The sequence below is a fragment of the Clostridium bornimense genome, assembly GCF_018917145.1.
In the GTDB taxonomy this organism is placed as follows: Bacteria; Bacillota; Clostridia; order Clostridiales; family Clostridiaceae; genus Clostridium_AN; species Clostridium_AN bornimense_A.
In genome coordinates this window covers 17,026-41,196 of the sequence record NZ_JAHLOD010000028.1, presented here as the reverse complement: position 1 = coordinate 41,196, position 24,171 = coordinate 17,026, and the positions used below count along the sequence as shown (strand labels likewise).

The following is a 24,171-nucleotide window of genomic DNA, read 5'->3' as shown; positions in this document are numbered from 1 at the left end:
ATGGCCGAAAATCTAAGGTTTCCTGGGGAAGGCTCGTCCGCCCAGGGTTAGTCGGGACCTAAGCCGAGGCCGAAAGGCGTAGGTGATGGACAATCGGTTGATATTCCGATACTACCAAATGACGTTATTACTGATGGAGTGACGCAGGAGGATAGGGTGTGCAGACTATTGGATGTCTGTCTAAGCACTTAGACATGTCTCTAGGCAAATCCGGAGACTAAGTTGAGGTGTGATGGGGAGCTCGTATGAGCGAAGTACCTGATTCCACGCTGCCAAGAAAAGCTTCTAAGGAGGAGTTTGGTACCCGTACCGCAAACCGACACAGGTAGATGAGGAGAGAATCCTAAGGCCAGCGGAAGAATTGCAGTTAAGGAACTCGGCAAATTGACCCCGTAACTTCGGGAGAAGGGGTGCCTACAGAAATGTAGGCCGCAGAGAATAGGCCCAAGCAACTGTTTAGCAAAAACACAGGTCTCTGCTAAAGCGAAAGCTGATGTATAGGGGCTGACGCCTGCCCGGTGCTGGAAGGTTAAGGGGATCACTTAGCGCAAGCGAAGGTGTGAACTTAAGCCCCAGTAAACGGCGGCCGTAACTATAACGGTCCTAAGGTAGCGAAATTCCTTGTCGGGTAAGTTCCGACCCGCACGAATGGCGTAATGATTTGGGCACTGTCTCAACTGCAAATCCGGCGAAATTGTAGTACCAGTGAAGATGCTGGTTACCCGCGATTGGACGGAAAGACCCCGTAGAGCTTTACTGTAGCTTAGCATTGAGATTTGGTATTGTCTGTACAGGATAGGTGGGAGACTAGGAAACATGGGCGTCAGCCTGTGTGGAGTCACCCTTGGGATACCACCCTGACAGTACTGAATTTCTAACCGGAGGCCTTGAATCAGGTCACGGGACATTGTTAGGTGGGCAGTTTGACTGGGGCGGTCGCCTCCTAAAAAGTAACGGAGGCGCCCAAAGGTTCCCTCAGAACGGTCGGAAATCGTTCGAAGAGTGCAAAGGCAGAAGGGAGCCTGACTGCGACACTTACAAGTGGAGCAGGGACGAAAGTCGGGCTTAGTGATCCGGTGGTTCCTCGTGGGAGGGCCATCGCTCAACGGATAAAAGCTACCTCGGGGATAACAGGCTGATCTCCCCCAAGAGTCCACATCGACGGGGAGGTTTGGCACCTCGATGTCGGCTCGTCGCATCCTGGGGCTGTAGTAGGTCCCAAGGGTTGGGCTGTTCGCCCATTAAAGCGGCACGCGAGCTGGGTTCAGAACGTCGTGAGACAGTTCGGTCCCTATCCGTCGCGGGCGTAGGAAATTTGAGAGGAGCTGTCCTTAGTACGAGAGGACCGGGATGGACTGACCTCTGGTGTACCAGTTGTTCCGCCAGGAGCACAGCTGGGTAGCTATGTCGGGAAGGGATAAACGCTGAAAGCATCTAAGCGTGAAGCCCACCTCAAGATAAGATTTCCCATGACGTTAAGTCAGTAAGACCCCTGGAAGACTACCAGGTTGATAGGTCAGAGGTGTAAGTGTGGTAACATATTTAGCTGACTGATACTAATAGGTCGAGGGCTTGTCCAATGTATATAAAATTTATTGTAGCATGCAATTTTGAAAGAACAATAAGTTCTTCAATCTGGTGATGATGCCTCTAAGGGATACACCCGTTCCCATACCGAACACGATGGTTAAGCCTCAGAGGGCCGATGGTACTGCACGGGAGACTGTGTGGGAGAGTAGGATGTTGCCAGGTAAGGAAAAAAAGTCTTGAGAATATTCTCAAGACTTTTTTATTTTTGTTTCAAAAATTTATAATATATAAAGTTTCCATACAAAATATCATCAAGTTTCGACTAAAAATATGGTATAATAATAAAAAATGCTAAAATTGTATTTTAATTTGGAGATGTTACATGATAAAAGATATAGATGATTATATAGAGGGGTTAGAAGTTAGACCTAAGTTTATATTAAATATAAATGAGCTTAGAAATTTAAAAAATCAATGTGAAGAATGCATAAAAAATATAAGTAAATATAAAGAAGAAGAATTATTAAAAATATATTATTTGAATGGATTGATATATAGATCTTTAGAGAAAGGTGAAGAAGCTATAAATTGTTTTGAAAAAGTAGCTGTCATAGCAAAGACAATAAATGATGAGATTTGGCAAGCAAGAGCCTATAGTTCTATTTCTCTTGTATATAGTAAGAAGAATGATATACATAATAGTAAAAAATATTTTGATAAAGCATTTAATTTAATTAAATTTAAATATACATTAGAAGAAACATTAATAATACATATCCAAAATATATTAAAGAACAAATATGAAGATTTTGATAGAGATTTATTTAGAAAAGAAATGGATAGGATGAGAGATTTTCTTAATGAAAATATAAAAAAGGAATATGGATATTTATTTATAATCTTAGGATCAAGATATACAGAGATATTTGATGATTATAGAGAGGCAATGAAGTGCTTTTTAAAGGCATTAAAAATAGGGGAAAAATATGAATTAGTAGAAGTTAAATGTATTGTTTTATATTATATAAGTACAAGTTATTATGATGGATTGCATAAAAGTAAAGAAGCCATACGATATTTGGAACCATTAGTTTATAATATCGAATACAAAAATATCATGAATATAAATTTGAGATCTTCATCAACAATGACACTAATTGAATGTTATTTAGATACTGAAAATTTTGATAACATAGATAGATTATTTAAAGATGTTATGGAAAATATAGATAATCTTAGTGAATTTATTAAAAATAGTATGGACGCTATGATTTTTTATTTAAGATCTAGGATAAGTTTTACAAGGGACAAAAATTATGAAGTAGCATTAGAAGAAGCTTGGAAAGCTGAAAAACTTTATCTTGCCAATGAGAAAACATTTGCATTTACTCATTTTGATTATAATATACGGACGTTGATAGGAGATATATATTTTAAACTTGAGGAATACAAAAAAGGTATTGATGTATATAGAGATACTATAGAGATAAGTAAGATATGGGGATCATTATTTGAACTAAATTTATATGAGAAGTTAGCTGAAAGTTATGAAGCTATAGGAGATTATAATAAATCGTTAGAGTATTATAAAAAATATGATGAATTGTTTAGTAATGAAGCTAGATATCAGGATGTTGAGTATATGCATAAGGTTTTTGAAAAGGATTCTAAAGAAGAGAAGATAAAAGAACTATATGATATTAATGGAATGATGAAAAAAGAGATATATATAGATGGACTTACGAAGATATATAATAGAACATATCTTAATAATTTACTAGAAAAGCATAGTGGTAGGCATTATGTATCTATAATGATGATGGATATAGATTATTTTAAAAAGTACAATGATAATTATGGACATATAATGGGTGATAAAGTTTTAGAAAGTGTAGCAAGAACTATTAAGAAGTGTTGTAATCTTGATGAGGATAAAATTATAAGATATGGAGGAGAAGAGTTCTTAATAATATCATATAATGAAGATTCTAATTATTTAAAAGAAGTTAAAAGGAGGATTGAAAGTGAGATATATAATCTGAATATAGAGCATAGGTTTTCTTTAGTTAGTGATAGGATAAGTATTAGTATGGGTGATACAAAAGGTATCATTAATAGTAAGGATGACTATATAAATATGATTAATATTGCTGATGAAGAATTATATAAGGCTAAAAGAAAAAGACTGGAATAGGTTATCAAATATTTAGAAAATATCATTGGGATTAGGGTGGCATAATGGTAGATATTAAATTTATAGAGAATTGTATTGAGAAAGTAAGAAAATTTGATATATATCCAATAAGATTTAAAGAATTAAATGAAATGAAAAGTTTAACTATTGAATATATAAATAGTTTAGAAGAAGGTGAATTATTATATAATCAATCAAAAGGTTATTTTTTAATATCATTAATAGATTTAATCTTAAGGGAAGATATGATATCAAAAAAAGAGATTGAGAAATCTATATTATTATTGAAAAGAAGTGCTGTTGTAGATGAAGAATATGATGCTATTTTACAAGGATATTTAGTACAATGTTATTTCTATTGTTACAATAGCAAAGACTTTATTCACAAGTATAATAATGGGGAAGAAAAGTTAATTAAGTTAAAAAGTAAAGATGAGTTGTTAGATTTCTATTTAAGAATCTTAGAGTTATTATCAAAAGATAGTAGATTTCATGAAGATATTGATAAATATTTAGATAAGGCACGTGAAGTAATAAAAAAGAATGATATTAAAAATAATGGAAAGTATTATTATATCATAGGACATATATACAATAATATATACAATAATATTGTTGGTGCTATATTTTATCTTTCACAAGCATTAAAGTTTGCAGAAGAAACAAAGAGCATACAATTGGAAATTAAAATTCGTATTGCTTTAGGAGAATCTTACAGGATAAAAGGAAATGAAGAAAATAAGTTAGAGGTATTAATACCTTTATTAAGTGAAACAAAGTTCAATTGCATTGATAATTTTACTAAGTGTGTTATATATGAGAACATTATTGAATCTTATTTAGCGATGGGCAATTTCAAAAAGGCATCTGACTTAATTAAGGAAATGGAAGGGTTAATTAACACAACATATTCTTTAGAAAATGAACATGGTAAGTTAGTATTGTTAAATAGTAAAATTTTATATTTAATGCACAAAGGTGATAATGATAAAAATGTTACGCCGTTATTTGAAGAAATGTTGAATGTATATAATAATATAAAAGATAGACCTTTATTTAAAAATATGGAGTATACTTTTTTTAATATTAAGGGAGATATAAAGTATTACTTAGGGGAATATGAGGAGGCAATAAGAATTCATAATCTATTATTGAAAGAAAGTATAAGTAAAGGTAATAGATATGTAATGGATAATTATAAGAAGTTATCTATGGATTATGAGAAGTTAGGAGATTTAAAGAATGCTAGTATATTTTTTAAGAAATATATAAGTTTAAAAAAGGAATGGCATGAAAGGCAAAGTAATCTTTATACTGAAATACTACTTAGAGAATATGATATTAATACAAAGAATGAGGAAATATCTAGATTAATATCTATAAGAGAAACTTTATCAGGTATACGTAATATAGATGGTGTTACGGGGATATATAATAGACGATTTTTAGATAAATTGATGGAAGAAGCTAAAAAGGATTATAGAGATAGAGTTTTATCTGTTATTATGATAGATGTAGATTTTTTCAAGAAATATAATGACAATTATGGGCATTTAAAAGGCGATGATGTATTAAGAAGTATAGGAAATATTTTAAATAGTATTTGTAATGATGGAAATAAGGTAGCTATAAGATATGGTGGTGAAGAGTTTTTATGTATTCTTAAGGATATAGGTTATGATGAATCAATAGAGATAGCTAAGAAAATATTATTAAAAGTTAAAGAGGCTAAAATAGAACATAAGTACTCAGAAATAAGTGATTTATTAACAGTATCAATGGGAATAACAACAAAAAAAACTGCTAAAAGTTATCTAGAATTAATAAAATCTGCAGATGAGGCTTTATACATAGCTAAAAATAATGGAAGAAATAAATATATACATACAGCAGATAGTCGTTGATAATTATGATCGGTGATTGTCATTTTTGTAGACTTTATTATTAAACAAAGGAAGAGGACGCAATGAATGCTATAAGTGAATATGAAAAAAGAACTCAAAAATTAATAAATATTATATTTGCCATGGCAATTATATATATATATAGTATAATTATGAGGTTATTTTTCTGGGAGTATAAAAATGTAGGGAAACTAGATCTTTTAGGAGATATTGATGGCGTAAATATTGTAGTAGGGGTAATAGCTATAAGTGCTTGTTTATTATATTATTATGTGTATAAAGAAGCAGAACTCTTTGTATTAATATTTATATATTTATCGATATGGATGGAATATGTTATATTAAATGCTACAAGAATAGCTAATATTGAAGGTATACATGTTTTATTTACTTTTATTGTTAGAATAGCATTGATGTCAATTGCAATTAGGAGTAACAAGGTACTTATATATAAAATTGAAAAAAATAAATTGTTATTTTCTATAATATATGTAATAATATCTGTATTAGTGATGATAGTCGATATAAAAGTTAGTATAACATATGGAAAAGTATATGCAGAAGTTGATAAGTATATAGGTTTTATAACTATTATTTATTATTATTATCTATTATATAGATTGTACAAGATGGCTTTGAGAAAAAATAGATTAATTTATGCTATTTTTACATCAAGTATTGGAATTCTAATAATGCGTAGGTTTTTATATATAACAAAATTTGTTGAAATAGAAGACCTAATAATGCAGTGTAATTTTATAACTTTTATAGGATTTATAATGTTATTTATAGGATTGTGTGCGGATGTTGTAAGAAGTGTAAGAAATGAGGAAAAGCTATATAATGAGGCTAAAAGGAATGAATCTCTTTTTTATACTATAAATGAAAATGTTAAAGAGATGATAATAACTGTAACAAAAGATGAAGAGATAAGTTATATAAATGGTGTTGTAGAGTCAAAACTTGGATATAAAAAAGAAGAGGTTTTAGGAAGAAAAATTTATGATTTTATTGAAAGTGAACGAGAGGTAATAAGTGATGAAAATGGTGAAATAAAGTTTGTAGAGCACAGATGGATATGTAAGGATTATAGTACATTTGTAACAGAAACCATAGTTAATGAAAGTATAAGTAAATATGATTCAGTGGAAAAAATTATTGTAGCTAGAGATTATGCTTTTAGAGATAAGATAAAGAAATTAGAGAAGCAATATAATGAAATTAAAGAACTGGAAAAGATAAGGATACAGTTTTTGGCTAATATATCACATGAACTTAGAACCCCAATAAATATTATATATTCCTGTATTCAATTGTTACAAAATTCTAATGATAATGAAGAACGATTTATAAGTATGTATAATAAATATGAATTTACAATAAAGCAAAACTGTTATCGTATGATAAGATTATGTAATAATTTGGTTGACATAGCTAAATTAGATTCAGGAGTTATGAATATGAACTTTATGAATTATGATATTGTAAATTTAGTAGAGAATATAGCTTTATCTGTAATTCCGTATGTTGAAGAAAAAGATATAAATATAATTTTTGATACTTATATTGAAGAATTAGAAATAAAATGTGATACAGATAGCATTGAACGTGTTATATTGAATTTATTATCAAATGCTGTTAAATTTACAGATAGAGGAGGTAACATATTTGTATTTTTAGATGCAGATGAAAAGTTTGTGACTATAAGTATAAAAGATGATGGAATAGGAATTCCTGAAGAAGTAAAAGAGGTTATTTTTGAACGATTTGTACAGGTAGATAAGTCACTTAATAGAAGAAACGAAGGAAGTGGAATAGGTCTAGCATTAACTAAATCCCTTGTAGAATTACATAATGGAAAGATAAGTTTGAAATCAAAAGAAGGAGAGGGAAGTGAATTTATAATTAAGCTTCCTAATGTTAAATATACTGGAGATGAACATCAAGAAAGAAATGTAAGTTTAGATAGTAAACCAATAGATAAAGTTAATATTGAATTTTCAGATATATATGAACTTTATTAATGGATTTATATGGGGGATTATATGAAAGGAAAAATAAAGTTGACAAATAAGTTACTTATATTGATAGGAAGTATATTTGTAATATATTATTTAATTTTAAGATTTTTTTATGGGAAAATAGCTTTTTCAGAAACTTTTCTTATTGGTGGAGTGATACTTATTATTTATAATAGTATTCCTACAGATAAAAAGGTAAGTTTATTTAGTAAATTTCCTGAAATAATTAGAAGAGGTGTATGTATTTTTGTTGTTATTTGTATAGCCATTTTTGTATTTGTAGAAGGTATAATAATATACAATGGTTTTGTACAAGATAAAGGAAAATCAGATTATGTCATAGTGTTAGGAGCAGGGCTTAGAGGTAGTAGGATTACTACAGCATTAAGATGTAGATTAGATTCAGCAGTGGAATACAATAAGTTATATTCTGAAGTACCTATTATAGTATCAGGGGGACAGGGACCCGATGAAGATTTATCTGAGGCAGAAGCAATGAAGAATTATCTTGTTACTAAGGGTGTTGATGAAAAATTAATAATAGAAGAAAACAAATCAACGAACACATATGAGAATTTTAAGTTTTCTAAAAGAAAAATCAAAGAAATTGGTGATAAAAAGAATATTACCATAACTGTTATTACAAATAATTTTCATATGTATAGAGCGAAAATGTTAGCAAAAGATGCTGGCTTTAAATGTTTAGGATATCCTTCACCTGGACATAGAGTATTAGCTGTAAACTTTTATATACGAGAATTTTTTGCTGTTATTAAAACGATAGTATTTGGATATTAAGAAAAAGGAGTTGGTACTAACAAATAGAAGTTTGCTCTAGTGCCAACTCCTTTGTATTCTTAAAAAAGAAATAGGGTGATTATGGTATAATTTATATGTAATGAGTGTATGGAGGCAATTATTATGAATAATAGGGTATTGATAATAGAAGATGATCCAGATATAAATGATCTTTTAAGTGATATTTTAATGAGAGAGAGTTATGAAGTGACAAAGGCTTATTCAGGCAGTGAAGGTAAGCTTTTGCTAAGTAATAATGATTATGATTTAATATTGCTAGATTTAATGTTGCCTGGGATAAGTGGAGAAAATCTTATAGAAGAAATAAGAAGAATAAAGGTTATGCCTATAATAGTTATTTCAGCAAAAACTTCTAAGGAAGATAAAATAAATGTTCTAAGATTAGGAGCTGATGATTTTATAGCCAAGCCTTTTGATATTGAAGAAGTAGTAGCTAGAGTTGAGGCACAACTTAGAAGATATACTAAGTTTTCTACCAATATAAGTAATAGCGATAATATTACATATAAAAATTTATATTTAAATAGAGAATCTCATGAGGTATATGTAAATAACAAATTGATAAATTTAACTTTAAGAGAATATAGTATTTTGGAATTATTACTTACTAATCCGAAGAAGGTATTTACTAGGGCTAATATTTTTGAAAGTGTCTGGAAAAGTGAGTTTTTAGGTGATGACAATACAGTGAATGTGCATATGAGCAATTTAAGATCTAAAATAAATAGTGTTGATAAGGATACAGAATATATACAAACTGTATGGGGGATAGGATTTAAGCTTAAGGAATAAACTTAAGATTTTCTTAATGTTTTCTTTAATTGGTCTTATATGTTTATATTTATAATTTAGTTATAAGGTTGAGGAGGGAAAACGATGAAAGAAGTAGTCTTAAAAACAACTAAACTTTCAAAGGTATATGGAAGTCAAGTTGCAGTTAATAATGTAGATATGACAATACGTAGAGGCGACATATATGGATTTATAGGTAAAAATGGAGCTGGTAAAACTACATTAATAAGAATGATAGTTGGTTTAATTCACAAAACTAGTGGAGAAATAGAATTATTAGGTGCAACAAGTGAATCTGATTTAGATAAATCAAGAAAGATGATAGGAAGTCTTGTAGAAACTCCAACATTTTATGGATCAATGACAGCTAGAGAAAATTTAGAAGTTTCAAGATTAGTAAGAGGTATTCCAGATAAAAAAGAAATAGATGATGTTTTAGATTTAGTAGGTCTAAGCGATACAGGAAAGAAAAAAGTAAAGAATTTTTCTCTTGGTATGAGACAAAGACTAGGAATAGCAAATGCTCTTCTTGGTAATCCTAAATTATTAATTTTAGATGAACCTGTAAATGGGTTAGACCCAGTAAGCATAGTAGAAATTAGAGAGTTATTAAAAAAGATTAATAAGGAAAAAGATATAACAATATTAATTTCTAGTCATATACTAGGGGAGTTATCAGAATTAGCTACTTGTTATGGTATTATAAATAATGGTAATCTCATAGAAGAGATTACAGCAAAAGAGTTAAATGAAAAATGTAGACAATATATAGAGTTAGTAGTTAATGATACTAAAGAAGCTGTAGTGATTTTAGAAGAGAAGATAGGAATAATGGAATATGAAGTATTACCAAATAATTTAATAAAAGTCTATAGTCATTTAGATAAATCTGGTGAAATAAATAGTATTTTAGCTACCAATGGAATTATAGTAGAAAGAATATTTTTAAAAGGTCAGAACTTAGAAGAATATTTCTTAAGTAAAATTGGGGGTGGAGAAAATGCTTAGAATATTAAAGGCAGAGTTATTTAAATTAAAGAAAAACACAACTTTCAAAGTATTATGTTTGATTATATTATTGGTATCTTTTTTTACTATAGGAATGACAAAGTTAATGAGTAGTGAAGGATTTATTGATTCTATTACGAAGGAAATGTCAGAATCAGAAAAACAAGCTTTTGAGCAACAAATGCAATCAGTTTCAGAACAAGATACAGAAATAAGGTTATCATCAAATATGGGTATGACCATTTCTGGGGAAGATCCATTTCATCCTACAGGAAAGGAAGTATTTTATCAATCTTTTGGCAATGGTATTATAGAGATATTTATTGCCGTATTGGTAGGTGCTATGGTGGCAAAAGAATATTCAAAGGGAACGATTAAAAATACATTAGCTTATGGTGTAAAGAGATATAAATATTATATTGGAAAAGTATTAGCAATTTCTATTGGTGTAATTGTGTTATTAGCAATTTTAGTTTCAGTATCTACAGTAGGAATATGCATATTTGAAGGATGGGGCGAAACTTTTGATTTTGGTGAAGTCCTAGGAATTTTAAAAGTATTTGGATCAGCATCATTAGCCACAATAGCTGTTACATCTCTTATGGTATTATTAGCAACAGTGTTAAAAAGTAACGGATCAACTATTGGAATAGGAATTGTATTATTTTCTGTAGTACCAATGTTTTTAGGAATAATATACGGAATATATGGATGGCTAGATAATATTTTAAAACTTATTCCGGCATATACTTGGGCAACGGTAGTGAGTCCTATTGCCACTAATGGAAATTTATTAAGAGCAGTATTGGTTTCAATAGTTACCTCAGTTATAGCAATTTTTGCGGGAGTTTGTGTAATTAATAAACAAGATATAAAATAAGTATGTTAATTTAGATGCTTTTAAAATTTTAAAATAACAACACTTAAGTATAATAGTTTTATATATTGCATTTAGAGAATAATTTTGAAAGTTTAAATTTTCAATTATGGGAGGAAAAGATGAATCTTATATTATTATTAATAATATTGATTTTGTTAGTCATTATTATTGGGTATAAAAGAGAAATTAAAAATATGAGCAATCAGATAAGGAATAGTAATGGCTATTTAACTCCAGTAAGAATATCTTCTATAAATAAAGAAATAGAAAATTTAGCGATGGAAATTAATAATTTATATAAAAAAAATCATGAGTCGAACTTAAGGGTTAAGGAAAATGATGAAAATCTTAAGGAAAGCATTGCTAGCATGGCTCATGATCTAAGAACTCCTCTTACTTCTATAATGGGATATATACAGCTTATTGAAAGTGATAGTGTCAAAGATATAGATAAAAATAGATATCTAAAGATAATAAAAAAGAGAACAGAAAATTTAAGTAACCTTATAAATTCTTTTTATGACTTATCAAGAATAGAGTGTAATGAGTATAAAATGGATTTAAAATTAGTAGATATCAAGGAAATATTTTGTGAAGTCTTAGCATTATTTTATGATAATTTTTTAGAGGCAAATATAGAACCAAAAGTAGTTATTGATGAAAAGGTTTCTAAGGTTATTGCAGATGTAGAGTCAGTAAATAGAATTTTTTCTAATCTTATAAATAATATATTAAAATATAATAGTGGAGAAGTACAGTTTATAGTAAAAGATGAAGAAAAGTTTGTAGTAACAACATTTATTAATGATGCACCAGATTTAAATAAAGAAGATGTAGAGAAAATTTTCAATAGATTTTATACTGGTGATTCATCAAGAAGTGATAATAGTACAGGATTAGGATTATCTATTGTGAAAGCTTTAATAGAAGAAATGGGACATAAAATTGAAGCATCGTTGGAAGATGGAAAACTAATAATAAATATATTATGGAATAAATAGAAAGGACTGAGATGCAATAAATATTGTGTCTCAGTTCATCTTTTTAAGTGAATAAGTAAGAGTGAATGGTGAATAGTGAAGGTTAATTTTCCCCTGAGGGGAAAATATTATAAGTCCTGCGGACGGCTAGAATGTGTTAAGTACGCAATGAAAATTTAAATTTTCATATGGCTTATGTATTATAGCAGTTTTATGTAACATTGTATTATATTCTCCATTTTAATTATAAAATAAATCTTTATAACAAACTAATAACATAATACTTAAAATTCAAGAAATTCCGTAGGAATTTCCAACATCACTGTGCACTGAAAAAGGCTTTCGCATACGAAATTTAATCGTTAATGCGAAAGCATTTTTAAATTCTATATAGAAATTCTAACTTTCTTTATTCGTTTTTCATCAACTTCTTCTACTTTAAATATGACATTATTATATTCAATAGTAATATCTTCATTAGGTTTTGGTATTTCACCAATTTCGTTGATAAGGAATCCACCTACAGTATCAGAAATATCTGATTTTATATTTATATCGAGGTAGTTATTTAAATCCACAAGAGAGAGTAACCCGTCAACAATGAAGGTATTATTATCGATTTTAGAGAAGTAATGATTTTCGATGTCAAATTCATCGTCTATATTTCCCATAACTTCTTCTATAATATCTTCGATGGTTACAATTCCAGAAAAACCACCATATTCGTCTACTAATATAGACATATGTTGTTTTGAATCTTGCAATTCTTTAAAAAGAACATCAATATTTTTTGTTTCTGGAACAAAATAAGGTTTCCTCATTATTTTCTCTAAGTCTATTTTATCAAATCCATAATGGTATGCAGCTTCAAATATATCTTTCAGATAAACAATACCAATAATGTTATCAAGATCATTTGAGTAAACTGGTATTCTTGAATATTGCTCTTCTAACAATTTATCAATGAATTCTTTGATAGGAATATTAATGTCAATAGAAAATGTCTCAGTACTAGGAGTCATAATTTCTTTTGCCATTTTATCATCAAATTCTATGATACTATTAATCATATCCATTTCTGTCTCATTAATAACACCTTGCTCTTGTCCAACTTCAACAAAAGAACGAAGTTCTTCACGAGAGACGCTATCTTCTACAGCATTTTTTTCTATCCCAGTAATTTTAACTAGAAAGTTAGTTGATAAGGAAAGAAATTTTACAAATGGTGAAGCTATAGTAGAGACTATCATTATTGGTTTTACAGAAAACATTGCTAAAGATTCCGCATTTCTAAGAGCAATTCTTTTTGGATATAACTCTCCAAATACTAATGTGATATAAGATAAAATTATTGTTATACCAATTAGAGAGATTTGATCACTATAAGGAATATTTATAGATTTTAGAATTTTTGATAAATGAGTTGATATTCCTGTAGCAGCGGAAGCACTAGAAAAAAATCCTGCTAAAGTTATTCCTACTTGTATTGTAGCTAATAATTTGCTTGGATCTTCAGTAAGATTTAACAGTAGTTGTGCTTTTTTATTGCCATCATTAGCTAGAAGTTTTAATTTATGTTTGTTTACTGATACGATAGCCATTTCTGCTGATGCAAAAAAAGCATTAATTAATGTTAATACAGTAACTAAAAGTAATTGTGCAAATATATTACTCGTCGAACTAGGATCTGTTTCCATTTTTAATACACCTCTTTTAATTAAATAATAAATTGATTATACCATAAAATGTAATAAAAGTAGATAAAATAATAAACTTAATTTATGATATATTATAATAAGATAAATAAATTTACTAAAGAAGGTGAGGAGTATATATGATAAAGCTTATTGCATCAGATATGGATGGAACTTTACTTGGAAATGATCATAAAATATCAGAAGAAAATTTAAAGGCTATAAAAATGGCAGAAGAGAAAGGAATAAATTTTGCTATAGTAACAGGAAGAAAATATGAAGATGTGGAACCATTTTTGAAGGAATCAGGATTACGTTGCCAATGTGTAGTTATGAATGGTGCAGAGTATCGTGATTATGATGGAAGTATAATAGAAAAGGTATATATAGATAAAATCAAAGCTAGAGAAGTTATCGATAAGGTAAATAAGAAAGGTGTAGCGCTTCAAATATATACAAATAAAGGTATGTGGACTACAGAGACAAAAGAGCAAGCATTAGAAGATACTGCACATATGCTTGAAATTTTTATGAATATATCTTTTGAAGAGGCATTAAAAATAGCAGTTGACCATCCAGAATATACAGAATTAAATTATATTGAAGATTTAGATGAGTTTTTTAATAGTGATGTAGAAATAGCAAAATTTGTTGCGTTTTATGATAGTGAAGAAACTACTAATAAGGTTAAAAAGGAATTAAGTGACATTAAAGGAATTGCAGTGTCAGGAAGTTTTAAAAGAAACATAGAGATAAATAATATAGAAGCACAGAAGGGACTTATTTTATCTAAAGTTGCTAAGAAATTAGGAATGAAAAAAGAAGAAGTTGTAGTTCTTGGAGATAGTTTTAATGATTATTCTATGTTTAAAGAATTCCCTATATCTTTTGCCATGGGAAATGCTATTGATGAAATAAAGGAAATAGCAAAGTATATAACAGATACTAATTATAATGATGGAGTTGCTAAGGCAATTTATAAGATAATTAATTAGTAAAATAAATTGTTATTATTAGTTAGAGAATTGAAGAATAGAAAGAATTAATAAAAAATTTAAAGTTTTAAAATAGATTTATGTAATACATCTTAGGTGAAATTTATAATATATTTCATTTAAGGTGTATTTTCATAATATAGAGAACATTTTAAAAGATAAAAGTAATTTTTAAATTAAGTAATTATTTAAAAATACATAGAAAAGTATAATATTTTTTCATTTTAGATAGGAAAATATTACGTTCAGGATTGAAAAAAGCTCATTTACGACAAAAAGATACAAAATATACAAAAAAATATTTATAATATAGCATAGGACGTAAAGGCTAAAATCTAAATAGGGAAAGGTGATAAAATGAAAAGAATAATTAATTATTTGCTTATTATTTTTATGGTAGCAGGATTATTAAGTAATTGGTCAAGTACTGTATTTGCAGCAAGTAATACTATATCTGATGGATGGTATTACATAAAGAATGTAAATGCACAAAAATACTTGCAAGTTAAAGATGGTAAAGGTAAAAATGCACAAAATGTTGAAATATCAAAAGGTACAGGTGCAGATAATCAAAAGTGGTATGTAAAGAATCTTGGCAATGGTTATGTGACAATAAAAAGTGCTTTAGGTGAATACATGCTTGATATTGCAAATGGTACAAATAAAGATGGTGCTAATGTACAAATATATAGTGCATATTCAGGAAATGCACAACAATTTGCTATAAAAACTACATCTACAAAAAATGTATATACTATAGCAACAAAAGTTAGTAATTCAAAAAAAGGATTAGATGCAGAAAGAGCTAAAAAAACAGATGGTACAAATGTAATTCAATATACATTAGGAAAAGATAAGAAAAATCAACAATGGAAATTTGAATCTACAAACTCAAGTAGTAGTTCAAATAGTAATAACAACAATAATAATAACAACAACAATAACAATAACAACAATAATAATAATAATACGACGACTACTTCTAAAGATAGTTTAAAAGGAGCATATACTAATATATATGGTAAAGTAGGTTCTGCTGTAACACTAGCACAATTACAAGATAAGACTACACTAGAATTCATAAAAAAACACTACAATAGTATAACTATGGAAAATGAAATGAAACCAGATGCCTTATTAGGATATAATCCTACAAAGATAACAGTAGCAGAAGCTAAGAAAAAGGGGTATATAATTCCAGATGGATATTCAGAACAATATGTTCCTGAAATAAATTACTCAAATATTGATAAAGCATTAAAGATAGCTAAAGATAATAACTTAAGTGTAAGATTTCACACATTAGTATGGCATTCACAAACTCCAGATTGGTTCTTTAAAAATAATTTTTCTAATAATCAAGGATATGTAAGTAAATCTACTATGGATGCTCGTCTTGAGTATTATGTTAAAAATGTTATAGCACATGTTCATTCAGGTCAATATAGTAGTGTTGTATATGCTTGGGATGTTGTTAATGAATATTTACATAGTTCAAGTAATAACTCTAGTTGGGTAAAAATTTATGGAAATGAAGGAGAAAAACCAACATTTGTTAAGAAAGCTTTCACATATGCTAATGATATGTTGAATTATTATAAAGTACGTAATAAAGTTAAGTTATTCTACAATGATTATAATACATATCAAATTCCAGATAAAATAGTAAATATGATTAAATATATTAATTCTAACGGTACACTTTGTGATGGTGTTGGAATGCAAACTCACTTAAAATTAACATGGCCAAGTGTATCATATGTAGGTGAAGCTGTAGAAAAATTTAAAAATGCTAAGTTAGAAATTCAAATTACTGAATTAGATGTTGCTATTGGTGATGGTAATAGTATATCAGCTAAAGAAGCTGAACAAGCAAAATATTATTCAGATTTAATGAAGATGTTTAATGCTAAGAAGAAGAGTGGTGCAAATATTACTGGTTTAACTTTCTGGGGATTATCTGACAAGGTGTCGTGGATAAAAAATGGATATCCACTATTATTCTCAGATATTAATAAACCTAAGAAAGCATATTACTCAGTAATAGAAGCTAGTTCAAATTATTAATAATATAGATTACCATATAAAATTTTTATGGTAATCTAAAACTTAATGCTAATTGACATGATGGGAGAAAAAGATGAAGGAAATATTAAGAAAAGGCATTAATTATTTGCTTATAATTTTTATGGTAGCAGGATTATTAAGTAATTGGTCAAGCACTGTATTTGCAGCAAGTAATACTATATCTGATGGATGGTATTATATAAAGAATATAAATGCACAAAAATATCTACAAGTTAAAGATGGTAAAGGTAAAAATGTACAAAATGTTGAAATATCAAAAGGTACAGGAGCAAATAATCAAAAGTGGTATGTAAAAAATCTTGGAAATGGTTATGTAACAATAAAGAGTGCGTTAGGCGAATATATGCTTGATATTGCAAATGGTACAGATAAAGATGGTGCTAATGTGCAAATATACAGTTCATATTCAGGAGATGCACAACAATTTTCATTAAAAGCTACTTCTACAAAAAATGTATATAATATAGCAACAAAAGTTAGTAATTCCAAAAAAGGATTAGATGCAGAAAGAGCTAAAAAAACAGATGGGACAAATGTAATTCAATATAGCTTAGGAAAAAATAAGAAAAATCAACAATGGAAATTTGAATCTACAAAAGCAAGTAATAGTTCAAATAATAATTCAAATAATAATTCAAATAATAATTCAAGTAGTTCCAATAAATTAGGATCTATTGAAGTTTACATTGATAAAGCAAATGTTTCAAGTAATAAGATAGGTACAGTACCAGTAAATGGGGATGGGTATGAAGATACAACTAAAGACCCATATACACCAGCAAATAAACAAGATAAGAATACTTCTTCTCCAAAATTAACTGAAAGTTATAAGAAGTATAATGGAAATCTAGGCGGCAATCCACTTATAACACAAGATTTTATGGCAGATCCGACTTGTGTTGAATATAATGGTAGATTATATGTATATGGTACAGGAGATAAAATTAAATATGATTCAAGTGGTAAAATTGAAGGAAATAAATATAGTACACATACACTAAAAGTAATTTCATCTGAAGATTTAGTTAACTGGAGAGATGAAGGTGAAATAGATGTAAAAGCAACTACAGGGTGGGCAAATAATGCATGGGCACCATCAATTTGTAAAAAGAAGATGAATGGAACATATAAATTCTTCTTATATTTTGCAAATGGAGCTAATGGAATAGGAGTATTATCTGCAGATTCGCCAACAGGACCTTGGAAATCACCTAGATCATCAGCCTTAATATCTAGAAGCACACCTGGATGTTCAGGGGCTGAAGTACCATGGCTATTTGATCCAGCTGTTTTAGTAGACGATAATGGTACAGGATATCTTTATTTTGGTGGAGGTATTGATGGAAAAGATGTAAATAATCCTGGAACTGCAAGAGTTGTAAAATTAGGAAATGACATGGTAAGTCTTGCAGGAAATCCTGTAAAGATGAGTCCAGCATCATTATTTGAGGATAGTGAAATAAATAAAATAGGAGATACTTATTATTACAGTTATTGTACAAACTTCAGTACAAATACATCTAATAAAGGTGCTATATATTTAATGACAAGTAAGAATCCAATGACAGGATGGCAACAAAAAGGTGAAATATTTGCTAGTACTGGATCACAATTCAATGGAATAGGTGGAAACAATCATCATAAAATTTTTGAATTTAAAGGAAAATACTATATCTTATATCATACAAACATATTAGAAAAATCAGCATATAATTCTACAAAAGGTTATCGTAATCTTCATATAGATGAATTAAATGTAAATACATCAAGTAAAACAATGACGGCTAAAGGTACTTACACAGGTATAACAAAGTCTTTAAGCAATGTTAATGGACGTCAATACAATAATGCTACAACAATGGCATGGAATGGTGGATTAAAGACAAAGTATTCTAGTACACAAAAAGCTATGGTTATTGATTCTATTCATACAGGAGACTGGCTAGGAGTAAAGTCTGTTAACCTAGGAAGCAATGCTAAGAAATTAACAGTAACGTTAGCAGCTGATTCAAATGGAAAAGACTATAAGAAGGTAGAAATTAATCTTACTAAATCTGTTAGTAATGTTCATGATTTATATTTTGTATTCCGTGGTGAAGGATATCATGTAGCAGGATGGCAATTTAGTTAATAATGAAACTTATTTATAAGTTTACAAATTAATATTTTTACAAAATTAAAAGGGACTATTGCATTATAAATTAGTGTGGTAGTCCCTTTTATAACTGTGAATTATATAAAGCAGTATATAATAGGTGCTAAAATAACTAAAAATATAAAATTATATTTAGTGAATTCTTTTAAATATAATTTTGATTCACTTTTAAATTCCTTTGAATAAAGTTTGTAAGAAATAACACTAGCTAATGATGCAATTAAGGTACCTAATCCACCAATATTTACAGATAATAAAAGTTCCTTATAAGAATCTGTGAATCCAGAAAGTAACATTGTTGCAGGTACATTACTAATGAATTGACTACTGATAATTCCACCAATATATGTGGTTAAATTATTATTTAATATATTACTAATAAATATACGGATACTTTCTATTGAAGAGATATTCCCTATAAATATAAAGAAACCTATAAAAGTTATTAATAATGAATAGTCTATTTTTATTAATAATTTTTTATCAAAAATAATAGTAGTTATTATTGTTATAATAAATACAATTTTATAATTAATTATGTGAAATACAGATAAAAGTATTATTATAAATAATAGAAAGAATATAATACTTAATTTTTTATTATTTATAGCTGTTTTTGATATTTCTACGTTTAGCTTATAGTTTTTTTCTTTTAGTATAAATGTTAAAAGTAGAATTAAAGATATTAAAATTAAGGGTAATGTAATTTTAAAAAATTCTATTGGTGATATATTAAAGTATGAATAAAGAAATAGATTTTGAGGATTTCCCATAGGTGTTAATGAACTTCCTAAGTTAGAAGCAATTGTTTCAAAAACTATAATTTTTATTGGATTTATACTAATAGATGAACATATTATCAAAGTTAAGGGTACAAAGGTTATTAAAGATACATCATTAGTAACTATCATAGATGAAAAAAAGCACATAGAAATAAGAGCTATGAAAAGGCTTTTATAGCTTGAACATTTTTTTATAAAAATAGATGCAATGTAGTTCATAAGATTAAGTTCTTTAAATGCTGCAATAACTATCATTAAATTAAATAAAAGTATTAGAACTTTAAAATCTATGTAACTTAACTTTGGTATAGAAAAAAATGAAGTTACTAATGCTAAAATAATTGCAATAAATAAAACAACTTCATTTTTTATATATTGAATTATAGAATTCATAACTATAATCGTCTCCTTTTAATAATAAAATATATCAATGATTTTATAGTATATTAATAAAAATTTCAAATTTAGGCACTACATATTATTATTGCATAGAATAAAGAATAAGCAATAAATATAAGGGAAAATATGAATAAGATTATTAGAAAACAGGATATATATAAGTTATAAAAGGAAAGAAGATAATATTGCATATAGGGGTGATTATGGAACAGAAATTACCGAAAAGGTTAATTTGAATAATTATTACATTAATACTAAATATTTCATTTTTGTTGATTTGAAAAAGTTTAGAACTAACGTATTTATAAGAAAAAATAATAAATGGTTATTAGAGAAAACTTATTTGTGTACAATAGGCAAACCATCAACACCAACAATTACTGGTGACTTTAAGGTTGGAGCAAAAGGTCTTTATTTTGGTGTTGAAAGAGGATATAAGTGTTATTATTATACTCAAATTAAAGGAAATTATTTATTTCATTCTATAATATATAATTTAGATGGAAGCATACGAGATGGTAGACTTGGAATGAAATTATCAGACGGGTGTATAAGATTGGATAAGGAAAATGCAAAGTGGTTATGGGATAATGTTACTATAGGAAGTGCAATTCATATAGAGTAATATGGCACAAGTATGATGGCACAAGGCACAGGTATAGGGAAAATTAACCTTACTTGTGCCTTGTGTCATGATAAAAGGGACTATTGCTTATAAATTTTTAGTTATTAATGCAACAGTTTTTATAATTTTCATTTGTTCTTTTTAATATATTCTTGTGCTTTATTAATCATTTCTTGAGCATCGGTACTTATTTCACTACTGAATTTTTTTGCATCATTTTTTAGTGTGTGTCCTAAATTAGACATTGCACTTACTGTAGAATGAGTTGCTGACTTGGCATCTTTAGCTATGTCAGATCCGAAATGTTTTAAGTCATTTTTTATATTATTTAAGTCAGATTTCATATTGTTATTAGTCATAATATCATCTCCTTATAGTATAAAATTAGTTTCTGATTATTTTATAGAAAATATACTAAATAAGAAAAGGTATCGCTAACAAATTTTCATTTGTTAATGCGATACCTTTTTAATTAAAAAATAAGTTTAGTCTTCTATTACAGGTTTCTTTATTATACCAAGTATAAACATTGATACCACAGATCCAACAGCTAATGCTATTAAGAATCCAAAAGGATTACTTATAACTGGAACTACAAATATTCCACCATGAGGAGCTCTAAGTCCACATCCGAATGCCATTGATAATGCACCAGCTATTGCAGATCCTGCAACTGAAGCAGGTATTACTCTTACAGGGTCAGCTGCAGCGAAAGGAATAGCTCCTTCTGTAATAAATGATAATCCCATAATATAGTTTGTTAATGCTGATTGTCTGTCACGTTTACTATATTTACTTTTAAAGAATGTTGAAGATAATGCAATTCCAAGTGGAGGTACCATACCACCGATCATAACTGCAGCCATTATTTCAAATTGACCTGCACTTAATGCTGCTGTACCAAAAACATATGCTGCTTTATTGAATGGACCACCCATATCAATAGCCATCATACCACCAAGTAATGCTCCAAGTATTATTTTACTGCTAGAATTCATACTCATTAAGAAATTATTTAAAGCGTTATTTGCTGCTGATACTGGAGGATTAATTAAGAAGAACATAATTGCACCGATTCCAAGTATACCAAGTAGTGGATAAAGTAATACAGGTTTAAGACCTTCTAATGATGCTGGAAGGTATGATAATACTTTCTTTAGTAATACTACTAGATACCCAGCTATAAAACCTGCGGCTAAAGCACCTAGGAAACCAGAGCCACCATCTTTGGCAATCATTCCACCAACGAAACCTACAGCAAGTGCTGGTCTATCACCGATACTCATAGCTATAAATCCAGCTAATACAGGAAGCATGAATCCAAATGAAATATCACCAGTTTTCTTTAAGAATGCTGCAAAAGGTGTATTTGAACCAAAGTTAGAAGGATCTATTTCATAATTATCAAATAAGAAAGCAAGAGCTATTAGCAAACCACCACCAATAACAAAAGGCAACATATGAGAAACACCATTCATTAAGTGCTTATAAATTTTACGACCTACACTTTCGTTATCAGATGATTCATTTTCTTTGTGATCGTTTCCATTAGAGTGATGATAAATCGGTGCATCGCCAGCAGCTGCCCTAGTTATTAACTCTTCTGCTTTATGGATACCATCAGCAACTTTAGTTTTTATTACTTTTTTGCCATCAAAACGAGCCATCTCAACATTTTTGTCAGCAGCTACAATTATACATTCAGCATTTGCAATTTCTTCTGCAGTAAGAACGTTTTTAGCACCACCAGATCCATTAGTTTCTACTTTGATTGAGATTCCTAAATCCTTACCTTTATTTTCAAGGCTTTCAGCTGCCATGAAAGTATGAGCAATACCAGTAGGGCAAGCTGTTACAGCTAGTACTCTATAGCCATCTTTTGAAGATTCTTTCTTTTCAGAAGGTTCATCAAATTTTTCACGTTCTTTGTTATCTATAAGTTTTAAAAATGTATCCTTATCTTTTGCATTTATAAGTGATTGTCTAAAAGACTCATCCATTAATATTGTAGATAATCTTGATAATACTTCTAGATGTACATCATTACCACCTTCAGGAGCTGCAATCATAAAGAAAAGGTGAGCAGGTGCTCCATCTAATGAATCATAATCTACACCAGCTTTAGAAACAGCTGCTGCAAGACCAGCTTTTTTTACTGCAGCAACTTTAGCATGAGGAATAGCGATACCTTCACCTATTCCTGTAGTGCTAAGAGATTCTCTAGCTAGAATACCTTCTTTATATGCTGATTTATCGTTTAAGTTTCCTGCTGCATCCATTAAATCAACCAATTTATCAATTGCTTCTGACTTTGAATTAACATTAAAATCAAGGTCTATTCCATTTTTATTAAGTAAATCAATAATTCGCATATTTTTCACCTCGTAAGTTTTCTATATATCATTAAGTTGTTCTAATAATTCATATACTTTATCTTTTGTAGCTAGACCTTCAGAAAATGCACTAGCACTTCCAGTAGCAACACCCATTTTAAAAGCTTCCTTAAAATCATTAGTACTTATAAATCCTGCAATAAAACCAGCTACCATTGAATCGCCAGCACCAACAGAATTTTTTAGAGTACCTTTAGGAACTTCGCTAAAATATATTTCTCCAGTACTTGTAATTAATATAGCTCCATCACCAGCCATAGAAATAAGAACATTTTTAGCGCCCATTTCTTGAAGTTTTTTACCATGAGCAATTATTTCTTCTTTAGTAGAAAGTGTAGTATTAAATATTTCAGCTAATTCATGATGATTAGGTTTTATTAAAAAAGGTTTATATTTTAAAACATTTAAAAGTAAGTCCTTTGTAGCATCTACTACAAATTTTATTCCCTTACCTTGTAGTCTACTCATAATATTTTCATAAGTATCAGATGGAAGAGAATTAGGAATACTACCTGCTAATACTAATATGTCTCCATCATTTAGAGAATCTAACTTCTCATTAAGAATTGAAATATCTTCATTTGTAATTTTAGGACCTTGACCATTTATTTCAGATTCTTTGTCACTTCTAAGTTTTACATTAATTCTAGACATACCTTCATGTAATTTAACAAAATCACAATGAACTCCAAATTCTGATAAACGTTTTGATATTTCATCACCAGTAAATCCAGCAATATAGCCTAATGCTTCATTATCTATTCCAAGATTTTTTAAGACGATAGATACATTAATTCCTTTTCCACCGGCAAAGATTTCTTCGTGATTTGATCTATTAACCATACCTTCTTTAAAACTATCTACATCAACAATATAATCTAGGGAAGGGTTCAAGGTAATTGTTTTTATCAT

Annotated in this window: 17 protein-coding genes and 2 rRNA genes; 14 read left to right on the top strand and 5 right to left on the bottom strand. The window is 28.9% G+C overall.

Annotation, left to right across the window (positions count from 1 at the left end):
* The 10 genes from KQI30_RS10750 to KQI30_RS10705 form a co-directional block, all read left to right on the top strand.
* Nucleotides 1-1,580: ribosomal RNA gene (locus KQI30_RS10750) — 23S ribosomal RNA — on the top strand; the annotation flags it as partial.
* 54 nt (nucleotides 1,581-1,634) lie between these two features.
* Nucleotides 1,635-1,752 (top strand): 5S ribosomal RNA (gene rrf, locus KQI30_RS10745).
* Between the two features lie 160 nt (nucleotides 1,753-1,912).
* Entirely contained in the window at nucleotides 1,913-3,724 is a 1,812-nt protein-coding gene (locus tag KQI30_RS10740) for a diguanylate cyclase domain-containing protein (protein ID WP_216463321.1), read from the top strand.
* Between the two features lie 44 nt (nucleotides 3,725-3,768).
* Nucleotides 3,769-5,628 (top strand): GGDEF domain-containing protein, encoded by a 1,860-nt coding sequence (locus KQI30_RS10735; RefSeq protein WP_216463320.1) that lies wholly within the window; start codon nucleotides 3,769-3,771, stop codon nucleotides 5,626-5,628.
* Nucleotides 5,629-5,690: 62 nt separating this feature from the next.
* On the top strand, nucleotides 5,691-7,652 hold the full coding sequence (locus tag KQI30_RS10730; RefSeq protein ID WP_216463319.1) for a PAS domain-containing sensor histidine kinase: 1,962 nt from the start codon (nucleotides 5,691-5,693) through the stop codon (nucleotides 7,650-7,652).
* A 21-nt stretch (nucleotides 7,653-7,673) separates the two neighbouring features.
* On the top strand, nucleotides 7,674-8,447 hold the full coding sequence (locus tag KQI30_RS10725; protein ID WP_216463317.1) for a YdcF family protein: 774 nt from the start codon (nucleotides 7,674-7,676) through the stop codon (nucleotides 8,445-8,447).
* 117 nt (nucleotides 8,448-8,564) lie between these two features.
* Complete coding sequence (locus tag KQI30_RS10720) at nucleotides 8,565-9,260, top strand: response regulator transcription factor (RefSeq protein WP_216463324.1); 696 nt, start codon at nucleotides 8,565-8,567, stop codon at nucleotides 9,258-9,260.
* Nucleotides 9,261-9,344: 84 nt separating this feature from the next.
* Nucleotides 9,345-10,268 (top strand): ABC transporter ATP-binding protein, encoded by a 924-nt coding sequence (locus KQI30_RS10715; protein ID WP_216463316.1) that lies wholly within the window; start codon nucleotides 9,345-9,347, stop codon nucleotides 10,266-10,268.
* Nucleotides 10,261-11,148 carry an ABC transporter permease subunit gene (locus KQI30_RS10710; RefSeq protein WP_216463312.1) on the top strand — a complete coding sequence of 296 codons (888 nt, stop codon included), beginning with the start codon at nucleotides 10,261-10,263 and terminating at the stop codon, nucleotides 11,146-11,148. The genes KQI30_RS10715 and KQI30_RS10710 overlap by 8 nt, the downstream gene beginning before the upstream one ends.
* Nucleotides 11,149-11,267: 119 nt before the next feature.
* Nucleotides 11,268-12,149: a sensor histidine kinase gene (locus KQI30_RS10705; protein ID WP_216463310.1), complete on the top strand. Its 882-nt coding sequence runs from the start codon at nucleotides 11,268-11,270 to the stop codon at nucleotides 12,147-12,149.
* Between the two features lie 365 nt (nucleotides 12,150-12,514).
* Here KQI30_RS10705 and KQI30_RS10700 read toward each other — a convergent pair whose 3' ends face one another.
* The gene (locus KQI30_RS10700; protein ID WP_216463308.1) at nucleotides 12,515-13,825 is read right to left on the bottom strand and encodes a hemolysin family protein; all 1,311 of its coding nucleotides are present in this window, start codon (nucleotides 13,823-13,825) and stop codon (nucleotides 12,515-12,517) included.
* A 137-nt stretch (nucleotides 13,826-13,962) separates the two neighbouring features.
* Between KQI30_RS10700 and KQI30_RS10695 the strand changes: the two genes are divergently transcribed.
* The 3 genes from KQI30_RS10695 to KQI30_RS10685 all read left to right on the top strand — a co-directional run bounded on the left by KQI30_RS10695 (nucleotide 13,963) and on the right by KQI30_RS10685 (nucleotide 19,036).
* Nucleotides 13,963-14,817, top strand: a complete 855-nt coding sequence (locus tag KQI30_RS10695; protein ID WP_216463306.1) for a Cof-type HAD-IIB family hydrolase — start codon at nucleotides 13,963-13,965, stop codon at nucleotides 14,815-14,817.
* Between the two features lie 357 nt (nucleotides 14,818-15,174).
* Nucleotides 15,175-16,884: an endo-1,4-beta-xylanase gene (locus tag KQI30_RS10690; RefSeq protein WP_216463305.1), complete on the top strand. Its 1,710-nt coding sequence runs from the start codon at nucleotides 15,175-15,177 to the stop codon at nucleotides 16,882-16,884.
* 73 nt (nucleotides 16,885-16,957) lie between these two features.
* Nucleotides 16,958-19,036: a family 43 glycosylhydrolase gene (locus KQI30_RS10685; protein ID WP_216463304.1), complete on the top strand. Its 2,079-nt coding sequence runs from the start codon at nucleotides 16,958-16,960 to the stop codon at nucleotides 19,034-19,036.
* Between the two features lie 101 nt (nucleotides 19,037-19,137).
* Here KQI30_RS10685 and KQI30_RS10680 read toward each other — a convergent pair whose 3' ends face one another.
* Nucleotides 19,138-20,235, bottom strand: coding sequence for an SLC13 family permease (locus KQI30_RS10680; protein WP_216463300.1), 1,098 nt, complete (start codon nucleotides 20,233-20,235; stop codon nucleotides 19,138-19,140).
* A 190-nt stretch (nucleotides 20,236-20,425) separates the two neighbouring features.
* On the opposite strand from KQI30_RS10680, the gene KQI30_RS10675 reads away from it, so the two are divergent.
* Entirely contained in the window at nucleotides 20,426-20,866 is a 441-nt protein-coding gene (locus KQI30_RS10675) for a L,D-transpeptidase (protein WP_367397848.1), read from the top strand.
* A gap of 128 nt (nucleotides 20,867-20,994) precedes the next feature.
* Here KQI30_RS10675 and KQI30_RS10670 read toward each other — a convergent pair whose 3' ends face one another.
* From KQI30_RS10670 to pfkB, 3 genes are all read right to left on the bottom strand, one after another.
* Complete coding sequence (locus tag KQI30_RS10670; RefSeq protein WP_216463299.1) at nucleotides 20,995-21,225, bottom strand: hypothetical protein; 231 nt, start codon at nucleotides 21,223-21,225, stop codon at nucleotides 20,995-20,997.
* Between the two features lie 126 nt (nucleotides 21,226-21,351).
* Nucleotides 21,352-23,238: a PTS fructose transporter subunit IIABC gene (locus KQI30_RS10665; protein ID WP_216463298.1), complete on the bottom strand. Its 1,887-nt coding sequence runs from the start codon at nucleotides 23,236-23,238 to the stop codon at nucleotides 21,352-21,354.
* A 21-nt stretch (nucleotides 23,239-23,259) separates the two neighbouring features.
* Entirely contained in the window at nucleotides 23,260-24,171 is a 912-nt protein-coding gene (gene pfkB, locus KQI30_RS10660; protein WP_216463297.1) for a 1-phosphofructokinase, read from the bottom strand.

Excerpts from the sequence above, each read along its gene's own strand:
- pfkB (WP_216463297.1), bottom strand. The coding sequence starts at position 24,171 with ATGATAAAAACAATTACCTTGAACCCTTCCCTAGATTATATTGTTGAT.
- KQI30_RS10685 (WP_216463304.1), top strand. The coding sequence starts at position 16,958 with ATGAAGGAAATATTAAGAAAAGGCATTAATTATTTGCTTATAATTTTT.
- KQI30_RS10665 (WP_216463298.1), bottom strand. The coding sequence starts at position 23,238 with ATGCGAATTATTGATTTACTTAATAAAAATGGAATAGACCTTGATTTT.
- KQI30_RS10725 (WP_216463317.1), top strand. The coding sequence starts at position 7,674 with ATGAAAGGAAAAATAAAGTTGACAAATAAGTTACTTATATTGATAGGA.
- KQI30_RS10735 (WP_216463320.1), top strand. The coding sequence starts at position 3,769 with ATGGTAGATATTAAATTTATAGAGAATTGTATTGAGAAAGTAAGAAAA.
- KQI30_RS10705 (WP_216463310.1), top strand. The coding sequence starts at position 11,268 with ATGAATCTTATATTATTATTAATAATATTGATTTTGTTAGTCATTATT.
- KQI30_RS10695 (WP_216463306.1), top strand. The coding sequence starts at position 13,963 with ATGATAAAGCTTATTGCATCAGATATGGATGGAACTTTACTTGGAAAT.
- KQI30_RS10715 (WP_216463316.1), top strand. The coding sequence starts at position 9,345 with ATGAAAGAAGTAGTCTTAAAAACAACTAAACTTTCAAAGGTATATGGA.
- KQI30_RS10680 (WP_216463300.1), bottom strand. The coding sequence starts at position 20,235 with ATGAATTCTATAATTCAATATATAAAAAATGAAGTTGTTTTATTTATT.
- KQI30_RS10690 (WP_216463305.1), top strand. The coding sequence starts at position 15,175 with ATGAAAAGAATAATTAATTATTTGCTTATTATTTTTATGGTAGCAGGA.
- KQI30_RS10730 (WP_216463319.1), top strand. The coding sequence starts at position 5,691 with ATGAATGCTATAAGTGAATATGAAAAAAGAACTCAAAAATTAATAAAT.
- KQI30_RS10670 (WP_216463299.1), bottom strand. The coding sequence starts at position 21,225 with ATGACTAATAACAATATGAAATCTGACTTAAATAATATAAAAAATGAC.
- KQI30_RS10700 (WP_216463308.1), bottom strand. The coding sequence starts at position 13,825 with ATGGAAACAGATCCTAGTTCGACGAGTAATATATTTGCACAATTACTT.
- KQI30_RS10710 (WP_216463312.1), top strand. The coding sequence starts at position 10,261 with ATGCTTAGAATATTAAAGGCAGAGTTATTTAAATTAAAGAAAAACACA.
- KQI30_RS10740 (WP_216463321.1), top strand. The coding sequence starts at position 1,913 with ATGATAAAAGATATAGATGATTATATAGAGGGGTTAGAAGTTAGACCT.